This window comes from Vibrio sp. B172a (genome assembly GCF_030248355.1).
GTDB lineage: Bacteria > Pseudomonadota > Gammaproteobacteria > Enterobacterales > Vibrionaceae > Vibrio > Vibrio owensii.
In genome coordinates this window covers 32,394-45,266 of sequence record NZ_JAHGAC010000011.1, presented here as the reverse complement: position 1 = coordinate 45,266, position 12,873 = coordinate 32,394, and the positions used below count along the sequence as shown (strand labels likewise).

The window sequence follows — 12,873 nt, the reverse complement described above, 5'->3', positions numbered from 1 at the left end:
TCACTTCACCCACTTCTAATAGATTAGCTCAATACCATAGGACCTAAAGGACGACCGCCCACTAGGTGCATATGAATATGATAGACTTCCTGGCCGCCATGTGAGTTACAGTTTACGATCAAACGGTAACCGTCTTCTGCAATGCCTTCTTCTTTAGCAAGCTTCTTCGCTACCGTGAACATACGTCCCATCATCGCTTCGTCTTCCGCTTCCACGTCATTTACTGTCGGGATCAGCTTATTTGGAATGATAAGGATATGGCTTGGCGCACGCGGATTGATGTCACGAAATGCCGTTACTAAGTCATCTTGGTAAAGGACATCTGCTGGGATTTCTTTGCGAATAATTTTGCTAAAGATGGTTTCTTCCGCCATGGGTACTCCATTTTATAAGGTGTGTAACCTATTTAGTATGCGCTAAGCCAAAAGCGAGCTCAATAAAAAACAGTGTTCACTTAACATTATCAATATAAGTCGTGACGTTGAAGCTTTTTTTGTCGTGTGCGTCATAAAACGTGCGTCGCAAACTCAATACAATCCAGTGAATTTTGTTACTTTTTTAAGACAATTCTTATTTATATTGTCTATTTTTGGGAGAGGAAGCTCACTTATGCGAGGTTCAGTTATTAAACGGATGTATGCAGGCTTCGCACTGATCATCGTCCTGTTTGCTGTCACGATTGCCATTATGATGGGGGGCATGAATGATATTCACGGTAAGTTTGAGACGGTATCTAAGTCTTCATTACCACTTGTTTCATTATCTAACCAAACCAGTGTTGAACTGCTTTCTGCAGACAAATCTTTTAAAGACTTCCTGACCACAGAGAATAAACAACGCATGGACGAGATGCGTCAGGAATTTGCCAAATCTCAACAAACCTTTGAAGCGACCTTGATCCAACTTGAAGTCGCGAGCCAAATCTACCCTTCTCTTGCCGAACCTTTTTCTCAGCTTAAAGAACTTGAGCAGAGCTATTTTACTGAAGCAAAAGAAGCCATGGATAACTACGAAGCCATGTTCGCTGCGCAAGAAGAAGTGCAAAAGTCTTCTCGTCGCTTCCAACAACTTAACACTGAGCTTTCTGTTGGCCTGAAAGAGTACGTGGCTGACCAAAGCAGTATCTCTGTAAAAGTGATGGCAAAGAGCTACTTCATCAAATTGAAAGATGCCGAAGTCATTACGTCCGATGCCTTAGCAAGCTCGAACCCTGAGTTTGTAACTGAAGCCGTAGCGAAAAACCGCAAGGCCGTCACACACCTAAACTACGCATTCCGTGGTTTGGTAACTCAACTTCCTGAACTTCAAAAAGCTTTTGGTGAATCAGTAGAACAATTCACACGTGATGTCGGTATGCGTGGTGGTGTGTTAGACCAACACAACAACTACCTTTCGGCTCGTGCGGCGCTTTACAACAACATTGCGAACCTTGCCACCAAAGTTGACTCAAGCATGTCGATTCTTGAGCAATTCACAACAACCGCAACAGATAAGCTCAACGAATCTTTAGCAGATGCAGGAGACATTTACTCTGCGGGCGTGACGAAAGCAATTGTGATTGCAGTGATTGTTGTTCTGTTTGCAACCGCCATCGGTTACCACATCGCACAAAGTGTTCGTGAGCCACTAACACGCATCTTGAAAGTGCTAGAAAGCCTAACAGAAGGCGACATGACACAGCGTATTGAAAATCGTCACAACAACGAATTTAGCCGCGTAAGTGGGCATATCAATACCCTTGCGGACAGTTTGCACAACATTCTTGTGAAGCTTAACGACGCTTCAGAGAACCTTGCTTCGACCGCTTCAACGAATGAGCAAACCTCTTCTCAAGCGCAAGGTCAATTGAACTCACAGCGTGAGCAAACTGCAAATGTGGCGACAGCGATGACAGAGATGTCTCACTCGGTTCAAGAGGTCGCACAAAGTGCACAAGGCTCACTAGAAATGGTTCAGCGTGTAGAAACGGCTTCTGACCAAGGTCGCAACGTTATGAACAGTAACATCTCGACCATTAACCAGTTGGAAACGCGTTTGAATGAGTCTGTGTCAGCCGTCTCTGAGCTACAGAGAATGAGCGGCCAAATCGGTTCGATTCTCGACGTGATTCGTAACATCGCCGAGCAAACTAACTTGTTGGCACTCAACGCTGCCATTGAGGCTGCTCGTGCGGGTGAACAAGGTCGTGGTTTTGCGGTTGTTGCGGATGAAGTTCGCGTGCTGGCTTCCAAGACCACACAATCGACAACTGAGATTGAAGCAATGATCAGTAACCTTCAATCGAGTTCGCAGTCTGCTAGCCAAGTTATTCAGAGCTGTATGAGTGATATGGAAATGTCCGTTGAGCAAGCTTCAAAAGCAAATAGCTCTATGGAAGAAATTCAAGCGCTTATTATCGAAATCAGCCAGATGAGTACCCATATATCTCAAGCGGCAGCAGAGCAGAGCGAGACTTCAGCGGATATTGCGCGCAGCATTGAAGACATCAATAGCATTGCCGATCAAAGCTACCATGCGATGTCGAGCATTGCTCAAACTAGCGAATCTTTGACGCAATTAGCGCATCAGCAAAACGAACTGGTTCATCGATTTAAGCTATAAAATCCGCGGCCAAATTTAACGGATTTATTGCAACCAACTGTATAAGGGTGACTTTTTATTGAAGTCGCCCTTGTTTTTTATGAGCTGTGTCTACATATGGTTTATATGGCTTGCTCATCCCTTTTCTTTTCTCTTTTCGAGCAAGCCAAATAAGAAGGAAAACCTATGGCTGTTCATGTTGGTATTATCGACCAAGATCCAGTGAGATTAGTCACTCCTCTTTTGGATAATCGCACTGTAAGTACACATATCGTCTTCATCGGCGACAAGAGCCAATCCGATATGTACGAGCGACTGAGCGCAGTATTAGAGCAGCGAGAAATTACGTCTGAATTCTTTGAAATTCCTTCTGCAGTAAACACTTCTCTGATCAAACAATCTGTCCACAAATTGGCAAAAGACCTCCACGACCGAGGTGAAGAAGTTAAACTCAATGCAAGTTGTGGCCTACGTCACCGCCTGCTTTCCGTGTACGAAGTCTTCCGTACTTACCGTTGGCCTATCTTCGTAGTAGAACCAAACAGTGACAAACTGTGCTGGCTTTACCCAGATGGCAAAGAAGATACACAAGTAGAAGACCACATTACCATCTCTGATTACCTCACGATTTTCGGCGCACGCGGTGAATTCCACCACGTAGACCTTCCTCCTCAACTTGACCAAAAGCTTTACGAACTGGGCGAACGCTGGGCATCTAACGCACTTGAACTGGGCCCTGGTCTAGCTACGCTAAACTACCTTGCAACCACTTGTCGTAAAGAGCAGAAGCTGGATGTTGAGCTTTCTGAGAAGCAACAAGGCTACCGCGAACTGAACATGCTGCTGACCGATTTGGTCGAGGCACAAATCGCGACATACGAAAATGGCGTGCTGACGTTTGCGGATGAAGACGCTCGTCGCTTCTCTAACGGAGAATGGTTAGAAACGCTAGTGCACAGCACTGTGAAACAGATTCAAGACACCATGCCGACGATCCAAGACCGTTCATTGAACGTGCAGGTTTATCGCAAACTTGGTGAAAGTGAAGTTCGCAATGAACTTGATGTCGCAACGGTGGTGAACAACAAACTTCACATCATCGAATGTAAAACCAAAGGCATGCGCGATGATGGTGATGACACCTTGTACAAGCTTGAATCTTTGCGTGATCTGCTAGGTGGCCTACAAGCTCGTGCCATGCTGGTCAGCTTCCGCCCGCTGCGTCATAACGACATCACACGTGCTGAAGACTTAGGATTAGCACTTATCGGCCCAGACGAGCTGAAAGATCTCAAAACTCACCTAAGTGCTTGGTTTGAAGCCGCAGGTGGTTCTGACGAAATCTAATCGTCGATATCGTTCAAACATCAAAAAAGCAGCCTCGAGCTGCTTTTTTATTGCGTCAGATTTGTTGTTTGAATACTCAGACAAAACTGCCAGATAGAAAAAACCAGAGGCGAACCTCTGGTTTTTCCCGTTTGTTTAAATGCCAACTAAATGTTGTGCTTAAAGCATCTTACGCGCTGCTTCTACTACAACTTTAATTGAGCGAGCTTCCGTTTCTTTCAGCGTTGAATGATCTGGAATCTCTTTTTGTGTACGGTTGATGATTACACCCGCCACACAACCTGCTTTCAGGCCAGAGCTTGCACACATAGTTAGCAGTGTTGCTGACTCCATTTCGAAGTTCAGAACGCCCATGTCTTGCCACTCTTGCATAGAACCTTGGAAACGCTTAACAACACGGCCAGAGAATGTATCGTAACGCTCTTGACCTGGGTAGAAAGTGTCACTTGAAGCAGTCACACCCATATGAACAGTTGCACCAGACTCTTCAACAGCTGCTTTCATTGCTGTTGCGATTTCGAAGTCTGCTACTGCTGGGAACTCCATTGGAGCAAAGTGTAGGCTCGCACCGTCTAGACGAACAGAACCTGTAGTAACGATCATGTCACCTACGTTTACGTGCGGCTGGATTGCACCAGTAGTACCAACACGTAGGAAAGTGCGAACGCCAAGCTGCGCTAGTTCTTCTACTGCGATAGAAGTAGATGGACCGCCGATACCTGTAGAACAAACCACAACAGGTTTACCGTCTAGCTCTGCACGGTATAGCGTGTATTCACGGTGACTTGCTAGAAATACTGGGTTTTCCATTTCTTCTGCGATTTTTTGTACGCGCGCTGGATCGCCTGGAATGATTGCTAGAGTAGCACCATTAAGATCCGCTTCAGTAACACCTAAATGGAATACAGCTTGAGACATAAGTCGCTCCTTGTTGTGGCTTATTTTGTAAACAATAAGCTCATTAATAAGTTGTTGGGTACAGATGCACTGTAGCGAACCTTTCACCAACATTGAGTGATCACAGTCACAATGAAACAATGTAATAAATCTACACTTTCAAATAAAAACGGTTTAGATCACATTTTAATAGCCAAAAGATCATTTCGTTGCATACCAATGAGTGATTTGCCAAACGAATTATTCAGCATGTTGATTACCGTTTTATGGACACAAAAAAGCCCAAGACAGGATTGCCTCAGGCTTCTTATTCATCGCTCAGCTGTTAACTGATTTATTTCACTTGTTTTGATTCAAAGCGAAGCAGACGCAGAGCATTCAGTGTGACTAATGCTGTCGCACCACTGTCGGCAAGTACCGCAACCCACAAGCCGGTAATGCCCAGTAAGCTCGTTACCAAGAACACACCTTTTAGACCCAGCGCAAGCGCCACGTTCTGACGGATGTTATTCAGCGTCGCACGTGATAGCTCGATCATACCTGCTAGCTCGATCAAACGGTTGTGAGTCAGTGCAGCATCAGCCGTTTCAAGTGCAACGTCAGTACCACCGCCCATCGCAATACCAATGCTTGACGCTTTCATTGCTGGCGCATCATTAATGCCGTCACCCACCATCGCGACAGTGTGCTGCGCAGAAATCTCTTCCACGTAGTGCACTTTGTCTGCTGGTAGCAAGCTTGCTTTGTAATCAAGGCCAATTTGATTCGCAATAGCTTCGGCACTGCGAGGGTTATCACCAGTTAACATCACTGATGAAATACCCAGTTTTTTCAGCGCAGCAACCGCTTGTTGAGCATCTTGGCGAAGTGTGTCTTGCCAAGCAATCAAACCAATCACTTGTTCATCGTGACGAGCGATAACCACCGTCTTACCTTGGTCTTCCAACACCACGACTTGCTGTTCGATGTCAGACGCGATGGCAAAATCGGCTTTCGATGGCGCAATCACTTGAACCAATTTGCCTTCAACAAGCCCTGTCACACCAGAACCAACCTGCGCCGTTTTGTCTGCCGCTTCAGGAATGTTGATGCCCTGCTCTTGTGCTTTGTTCACCAAAGAAATTGCTAGCGGATGGCTTGAGCCAATCTCAATCGAAGCGGTCAAGCTCAGCAGTTGTTCTTCCGTCACACCAAAAGGTACCACATCAGTTACTTGCGGTTTGCCTTGTGTCAGTGTACCCGTTTTATCAAATGCTACAGATTCAACACGACCCAGTAGCTCAAGCGCTGCACCACCTTTGATCAGTGCGCCTCGTTTTGCCGCTGCCGCCAAGCCAGAAGTGATCGCTGCTGGCGTAGAGATGACGAGCGCACATGGACATGCGATCAACAGCAATGCTAAGCCACGGTATACCCACGTTTCCCAAGGTTGAGCAAACAACAATGGCGGTGTGATGATGACTAATAGAGAGACAAGCATCATCAATGGTGTGTACCAACGGCTGAACTTATCTAGGAAACGTTCAAGTGGTGCTTTGCGTGATTCCGCTTCTTCAATCAAATGTAGGATGCGGTCAATCGCGTTCTCACCTTGGCGAGACGTCACTTTCACTTGCACGACTTTATCGACAACCACGGCACCTGCCATGATTTTACCGCCTTCGTTGTGCTCTACCGGAACAGACTCGCCCGTTAACGCACTTTCGTCAAAGCTTGCCGCTTGAGTCATCAGTACGCCATCAGCTGGCATACGACCACCCGGCGCTACTTCAATCACGTCACCCGGCTGTAGTTGTGACGCAGGCACTTCTTGACGTTCGCCATCCACTATCAGAGTGGTATTTTCTGGAACGAGATCCATCAATGCTTGAACGCCGCTACGCGCACGAGATGATGCGTATGCTTCTAACTTTTCACCAATAAGGAAAAGCAATAGCACCATCGCCGCTTCAGCGGTTTCACCTAGGTATAAAGCACCCAGCGCCGCGACACTCATCAGCGTTTCAATCGCAAATGGTGTACCACTACGAGCCAACTTGACCGCTTTCATCGCAACCGGATACAGACCAAGCAAACAGGTCAACGTAAAGAGCCACGTGCTGAAGGTTGGGTGTAAATCAGAGATAAGACCGGCTAACGCCATCGCACCTGCGATAGAAAGGATTTGAACATTGTCTTTGATAACGCCTAACCAACCTTTTTTCTCGGCTTTTGGTTTTGGCGCATCTGTCGAAGTCAGTGGGAAACCGGTTTGTTGAGAAACTTGCTCAATGACAGGCGCAAGTGCACGGTTATCAAAATCCACCACCAGTTTTTCAGTCGCGAATAGGACTTTGGCGTTCGTGACACCTTCAACAGAAGAAATGGCTTTTTCAAGTTTTTGAGCGCAGGCAGGACAATCCATGCCTGACACTAACCAGCTATGGCGAATGGAAGATTCAAGGGGTTCGGCAGGGCCTTCATCTTCAAGAGAATCCGAGTTGCAGCTTCCGCCACTGCAACAAGAATCCTCTGAAGTAATTACGTTTGCTTGCGTAATATTAAGAGCAGGTTTTGCCGGTGCGCAGCAAGAGTCGTTTGCACCTAGCGCCACCGCAGAGTTGATTTTGCCTGATTGGCAACCTTGATGTTTCGTACACATAATTCACTTTCCTTATTGGTGATAAGTCTCTATCTACCGCTAAGAATAAACCTTAGAGCTAACTCCAAGGTCAAGCGTATTTATGTGAAATTAGGAAAATTTACGCTTTTTCCTCTTCAAGAGCGGTGGCGACCTCATCAATCAATACCGCATCGTGAGAACAGAAAGGCTGAGTATTAACGCAAGTGATGGCAGGATCGTCTTCCACCAAGTCTTCACCAAAGTTCTGCATCAGGTCTTTGATGTGTTTATTCAGCACAACCAACGCCAGTAGACCAAAAACAATCGTACCCACTGCTTGGCCATAAAGCACACCAAGCGCGCCATACCACTGCGAACCGAAGTAAACAAAAGGCAACGTACCGATGGTCGCTTTACCCAAATTTAATGCCGTTGAGTACAGCGGTTTACCAAGGTTATTGAAGGAAGTGTTGGCGACAAACAAAGTACCATTGAACACAAACGTAATCGCCACATAGGTACAGAAAGCAGCAACAATAATCGCAGCGTCACCCGTCAGGCTGAACATGGCAACAATATAATCTTGCAGAACGTAAAGCAGAGCACATACGGCGAGAGTATAAATGGTAGTCACCAGTAAAGAATCAGTCAGAGTTCGCTTCACGCGATCCATCCGCTCCGCACCAAAGTTCTGACCAATTATTGGGCCGACCGCACCAGACAAAGCAAAAATCACAGCAAAACACACTGGAGTTAAACGCCCTATCACGGCAAAACCTGCCACAAAATCCTCACCAAATTGGGCAATGTGAGTGGTCACAATCGCATTACCAATCGGCGTAGCAGTGTTCGTAATAATGGCGGGCACGGCAATCGCCAAAATCGGCTTGAGGTTAATTTTAACGATATCGAGATTAGGGAATGAAACCAACTTGTGCACTTTTACTAGTGGGTAAAGGGAGAAAGCCAATACTGTGAAACGCGCAATAACAGACGCCGCCGCTGCTCCTTCCACGTTCCATTTGAAGACGAAGATAAACAGCGGATCGAGAATCGCATTAACAATACCACCCGCCAAAGTCGCCCACATAGATCGCTTCGCATCTCCCGCAGCACGCAGTCCAGCACCGGCTGACATACCCAATGCAAGTATCGGTGCACTTGGTAATAGAATATTGAGATAAGCTTCTGCACGCTCGGCAGCGACCCCTTCTGCACCTATAGCGGCCAATAACTCTGGGATGTGGATGAACATACTAATGGTAATGACCAAACTGATCATAAAGGCCACCAGCATGATACTGCCACTCATCAACCTTGCTCGTTCAAAATCCTTTGCGCCAATCGCTTTAGAGACCAAAGCCCCCATAGCAATCGAAGTACCGATAGATGCAGAGGTTGAGAAGAAAATCAGCGTTCCAGCAAAACCGACAGCCGCAGCAAGCTCTACCTGCCCTAGCATACTGATGAATAACATATCGAGCAGATCGACGACAAACAGCGCCATCAAACCGACAGAGCCTGCGCCAGACATCACTAAGATGTGGCGCATGGTAGAACCTTGGACAAACTTCGCGTCTTGCGTGGACATATTCTTCCTCAACGACAAAAAGACGCCGAGGCGTCTTTCGTCTTAATACTTATTGTTTTGTTCTTAAACGGGATGTTTGAAACATTCGTTCAGTGTTTTGCCGATGGCTCTTAAAACATCGCGTCTTGTGATCACACCAACGAGCTTATCTTTGTCATCCACCACCGGATACATCTTAGGTTTACCGACTTTCATCATGTCAGCCAATTCGATGATCGACATTTCAGGCGATACCGATAGCGCGTCTAAGTGCATGCACTCTTCTACTGTGTGTGTGTCCTGACAGTGGTAACTGGCTTTAACGAGTTTGTCTAAAAGGTCTTGTTCAGAAAGGAATCCGATGACTTTCTCGTTTTCGTCGATAACAGGCCCACCTAGAGTAACACTTTGCATCACCTTGTCCAAAGCCGCCGTCAACGACATGTTCTTGGTGAAAGTCACTGCCTGTAACGTCATGTAATCTTTAACTTTAAGTGAATGCATTCTTATCTCCTTAGCGGCACGTTTTTGCTGCCTTTAAGATAAGTGTCGTCTAATTTCTTGATTTTACTAAATGGAAATTAGCAATTTTATTTATAGGTGTAGTCTATTGATCTTTATCTGAATTGATACATAACACAAAGCAATGAATACTGAGTTGCATATTTATTTAAAGTTACATCGACCATCTGCTTGGCTGTGAGCAAAGAATATACAAAGCTTGGACGTGATTCGAGTCAGGAGTGAGTCAATATAAGAAGGGCGAAAAGAAATAACTAGCTATGCAGCAGAAACAAAAAAGCCAGCCTTAGATTTAGGCTGGCTTTCGATGTTATATCACGCGATTAAATTATGCGTTTTCCATTGAAGCGACGATATCACGAGCCACCGCTTCTGCCACTTTAATGCCATCGATACCCGCAGAAAGGATACCACCCGCGTAGCCAGCACCCTCACCCGCAGGGAAGAAACCTTTCAAGTTGATGCTCTGGAAGTCTTTACCACGCTTGATACAAACTGGAGAAGACGTACGCGTCTCAACGCCAGTCAGTAGACCATCTTCTGACGCAAAGCCTTTGATCTTACGATCGAATGCTGGGATTGCTTCACGAATCGCTTCGATAGCAAACGCAGGTAGCGCTTTTGACAGGTCAGTCAGTTTGATACCCGGAGTGAATGATGGCTCAACATCACCCAGTGCACTTGGATCGCGACCTTTCAGGAAGTCACCGATTTTCTGTGCTGGTGCGTCGTAGTTCTCACCGCCGAGTGTGTAAGCGCCCGATTCTAGTTCACGTTGGAAACGGATACCCGCTAGAGGGTCACCTGGGTAATCAACTTCTGGTGAGATGCCCACTACGATTGCGCTGTTCGCGTTACGTTCTGCACGAGAGTATTGGCTCATACCGTTGGTTACTACGCGACCTTCTTCAGAAGTTGCCGCAACAACAGTACCACCAGGACACATACAGAAGCTGTAAACCGTACGGCCATTCTTACAGTGGTGAACCAGTTTGTAGTCTGCTGCACCAAGAATTGGGTGACCTGCGTTTGGACCAAAACGTGCTTCGTCGATCATCGACTGTTTGTGCTCAATACGGAAACCAACTGAGAACGGCTTCGCTTCCATGTAAACGCCACGGTCGTGCAGCATTTCAAAGGTATCACGAGCACTATGACCTACCGCTAGTACTACATGACGAGATTTGATCTCTTCACCGTTTGATAGCGTTACGCCTGTGATTTGGCCATCTTCCATATGCAGATCGTCAACACGAGTGCTAAAGCGGATCTCACCACCTAGCTCGATGATTTTCGCGCGCATCTTCTCAATCATGGTAACCAGTTTAAAGGTACCGATGTGCGGCTTACTTACGTATAGAATTTCTTCTGGTGCGCCTGCTGCTACAAACTCAGTGATCACTTTACGACCGTAGAAGTTTGGATCTTTCACTTGGCTGTAAAGCTTACCATCAGAGAAAGTACCCGCGCCGCCCTCACCAAACTGTACGTTCGATTCTGGGTTTAGTGTGCGCTTACGCCAAAAGCCGAACGTGTCTTTAGTACGCTCACGTACTTCTTTACCGCGCTCAACGATGATTGGATTAAAGCCCATTTGAGCCAAAACCAAGCCTGCAAACAGACCACAAGGACCAAAACCGATCACCACTGGGCGCTCTGTTAGGTTCTCTGGTGCTTTCGCAACAAACTTATATTCCATATCTGGTGTTTGGCGAACGTGCGGATCTTTTTCGAATTTCGCTAGCAACGCTTCTTCATCACCTTCAACGATGATGTCTAGCGTGTAGATAAGATGAATATTAGTTTTCTTACGAGCATCGTAGCCGCGTCTAAAGACATTAAAAGAGATAACTTTCTCAGCAGCAATGCCAAGCTTTTTAGTAATCGCGTCCAATAGCGCGCCTTCCTCATGATCAAGAGGAAGTTTAATTTCATTAATACGAATCATGTGATGTCTCGTTATGGTAGGTGTCTTAGCCAGAACTACTAATTTCTCCTCGTGAATATCGGGGGTGAAAAAGCAGTCAGCTCACAATGGCGCGCATTTTACGAGAAATTGATTTGTCTGTCATACTAAATCCAAGTTGCGCGGCGGAATTAACGTAGCGAATGTTGAATTTTGCCTTGGGATGAGTATTATCCCCATTCTTCAATTTTGACTAACTTAAGAGCTGATTATCATGGCGTTTGTCGTAACCGATAACTGTATCCAATGTAAATACACTGACTGTGTCGCGGTATGCCCTGCTGATGCCTTCCACGAAGGCCCAAACTTTATGGTAATCAACCCGATTGAGTGCATCGACTGTGGCTTGTGCGTGGACGAATGTGCCGCAGCCGCCATCTTCCAAGAAGACGAGCTTCCAGAAGATCAAGTGATCTACAAAGAGCTCAACGCAGAACTTGCAGAAATCTGGCCGGTACAAACTGAAGTGAAGCCAGCAATGGATGAAGCGGAAAAGTGGAACGGCGTGCCAAACAAGTTGGACATGCTAGAAAAATAAGCGCATTAAAACGAAAAAAGCGTAATGAACCTCAACTTGAAAAAGTCTGGCTCGTTACGCTTTTTGTGTATCTATGATTCGTTGCTGCGATTAGCTGTGTTGACGACGCATGTTGTCGAGAATAATACCTGTCGCCATTGCCACGTTTAGAGACTCTGCACCGCCAAATGCTGGAATGGTAATCTTGTCAGTAACAAACTTCGATGCCGCTTCACGCACACCATGAGATTCGCTGCCCATCAACAAAATACCTTCTGCTGAGAATTCAGTCTTGTGCGCACTCTCGCCTTCAAGGAAAGCGCCATATACTGGCAAGTTTGCCTCTTCTAGATAGCTTGGTAAATCCACTAGGCTCACTTGCACGCGGCCAAAGCTGCCCATAGTTGCACTGATGGTTTTTGGGTTGTATGGGTCTGCACAATCCGTGCTCGCGATGATGTGCTTAATACCGTACCAATCCGCCACGCGAATGATCGTACCTAGGTTGCCCGGGTCAGAAACGCCATCCAATGCAATCATCAAGCCTTTTGCCTGAGGCACTGTTACGTTTGGAATTTCAACCACAGCAATGGCTGCATTGTTGCTCACCAAGGTACTTGCTTTAGTTAGGTCATCTAGTGACGCTTCAATACATTCGAAGCCATTTAGTTCTTGGCGATGCTCATTCAGAAACTCGGCCGTCGCAAAAATCTGCTTTACCGTGAGTGAGCTGCTCGCCAATTCCAGTACGTTCTTTTCACCTTGAACCAGAAATAAGCCGTGCGCTTTACGCTGCTTCTTTTGACCTAAAGCACGCAGCAGTTTTAGTTGGTTTTTTGAAATCATGAAAATATCCCAGATGAAAGTTGGTG

10 protein-coding genes are annotated in these 12,873 nt (G+C 46.2%); 3 read left to right on the top strand and 7 right to left on the bottom strand.

The window, feature by feature from the left end:
- Positions 1–23: 23 nt before the first annotated feature.
- Positions 24–374, bottom strand: a complete 351-nt coding sequence (gene hinT, locus KIT90_RS13475; protein ID WP_005437511.1) for a purine nucleoside phosphoramidase — start codon at positions 372–374, stop codon at positions 24–26.
- Between the two features lie 235 nt (positions 375–609).
- On the opposite strand from hinT, the gene KIT90_RS13470 reads away from it, so the two are divergent.
- Together KIT90_RS13470 and KIT90_RS13465 are read left to right on the top strand one after the other, a co-directional pair.
- On the top strand, positions 610–2,601 hold the full coding sequence (locus tag KIT90_RS13470; RefSeq protein WP_078607682.1) for a methyl-accepting chemotaxis protein: 1,992 nt from the start codon (positions 610–612) through the stop codon (positions 2,599–2,601).
- A gap of 165 nt (positions 2,602–2,766) precedes the next feature.
- Positions 2,767–3,927: a DUF1887 family protein gene (locus tag KIT90_RS13465; RefSeq protein ID WP_005437515.1), complete on the top strand. Its 1,161-nt coding sequence runs from the start codon at positions 2,767–2,769 to the stop codon at positions 3,925–3,927.
- Between the two features lie 159 nt (positions 3,928–4,086).
- Here the strand turns inward: KIT90_RS13465 and udp are convergent, their stop codons facing one another.
- From udp to KIT90_RS13440, 5 genes are all read right to left on the bottom strand, one after another.
- Positions 4,087–4,845 carry a uridine phosphorylase gene (udp, locus tag KIT90_RS13460; protein WP_005437517.1) on the bottom strand — a complete coding sequence of 253 codons (759 nt, stop codon included), beginning with the start codon at positions 4,843–4,845 and terminating at the stop codon, positions 4,087–4,089.
- 313 nt (positions 4,846–5,158) lie between these two features.
- Positions 5,159–7,465 (bottom strand): zinc/cadmium/mercury/lead-transporting ATPase, encoded by a 2,307-nt coding sequence (locus KIT90_RS13455; protein ID WP_285377080.1) that lies wholly within the window; start codon positions 7,463–7,465, stop codon positions 5,159–5,161.
- A gap of 100 nt (positions 7,466–7,565) precedes the next feature.
- Complete coding sequence (locus tag KIT90_RS13450) at positions 7,566–9,017, bottom strand: MATE family efflux transporter (protein WP_039985985.1); 1,452 nt, start codon at positions 9,015–9,017, stop codon at positions 7,566–7,568.
- 63 nt (positions 9,018–9,080) lie between these two features.
- The gene (locus tag KIT90_RS13445; protein ID WP_005437523.1) at positions 9,081–9,500 is read right to left on the bottom strand and encodes a CBS domain-containing protein; all 420 of its coding nucleotides are present in this window, start codon (positions 9,498–9,500) and stop codon (positions 9,081–9,083) included.
- A gap of 346 nt (positions 9,501–9,846) precedes the next feature.
- On the bottom strand, positions 9,847–11,466 hold the full coding sequence (locus tag KIT90_RS13440; RefSeq protein WP_009707141.1) for an NAD(P)/FAD-dependent oxidoreductase: 1,620 nt from the start codon (positions 11,464–11,466) through the stop codon (positions 9,847–9,849).
- Between the two features lie 232 nt (positions 11,467–11,698).
- On the opposite strand from KIT90_RS13440, the gene fdxA reads away from it, so the two are divergent.
- Positions 11,699–12,022 carry a ferredoxin FdxA gene (fdxA, locus tag KIT90_RS13435; RefSeq protein WP_005431654.1) on the top strand — a complete coding sequence of 108 codons (324 nt, stop codon included), beginning with the start codon at positions 11,699–11,701 and terminating at the stop codon, positions 12,020–12,022.
- 90 nt (positions 12,023–12,112) lie between these two features.
- Here fdxA and KIT90_RS13430 read toward each other — a convergent pair whose 3' ends face one another.
- On the bottom strand, positions 12,113–12,847 hold the full coding sequence (locus KIT90_RS13430; RefSeq protein WP_285377079.1) for an RNA methyltransferase: 735 nt from the start codon (positions 12,845–12,847) through the stop codon (positions 12,113–12,115).
- Positions 12,848–12,873: the final 26 nt, after the last annotated feature.

Excerpts from the sequence above, each read along its gene's own strand:
- KIT90_RS13465 (WP_005437515.1), top strand. The coding sequence starts at position 2,767 with ATGGCTGTTCATGTTGGTATTATCGACCAAGATCCAGTGAGATTAGTC.
- hinT (WP_005437511.1), bottom strand. The coding sequence starts at position 374 with ATGGCGGAAGAAACCATCTTTAGCAAAATTATTCGCAAAGAAATCCCA.
- KIT90_RS13440 (WP_009707141.1), bottom strand. The coding sequence starts at position 11,466 with ATGATTCGTATTAATGAAATTAAACTTCCTCTTGATCATGAGGAAGGC.
- KIT90_RS13450 (WP_039985985.1), bottom strand. The coding sequence starts at position 9,017 with ATGTCCACGCAAGACGCGAAGTTTGTCCAAGGTTCTACCATGCGCCAC.
- udp (WP_005437517.1), bottom strand. The coding sequence starts at position 4,845 with ATGTCTCAAGCTGTATTCCATTTAGGTGTTACTGAAGCGGATCTTAAT.
- KIT90_RS13430 (WP_285377079.1), bottom strand. The coding sequence starts at position 12,847 with ATGATTTCAAAAAACCAACTAAAACTGCTGCGTGCTTTAGGTCAAAAG.
- KIT90_RS13445 (WP_005437523.1), bottom strand. The coding sequence starts at position 9,500 with ATGCATTCACTTAAAGTTAAAGATTACATGACGTTACAGGCAGTGACT.
- KIT90_RS13470 (WP_078607682.1), top strand. The coding sequence starts at position 610 with ATGCGAGGTTCAGTTATTAAACGGATGTATGCAGGCTTCGCACTGATC.
- fdxA (WP_005431654.1), top strand. The coding sequence starts at position 11,699 with ATGGCGTTTGTCGTAACCGATAACTGTATCCAATGTAAATACACTGAC.
- KIT90_RS13455 (WP_285377080.1), bottom strand. The coding sequence starts at position 7,465 with ATGTGTACGAAACATCAAGGTTGCCAATCAGGCAAAATCAACTCTGCG.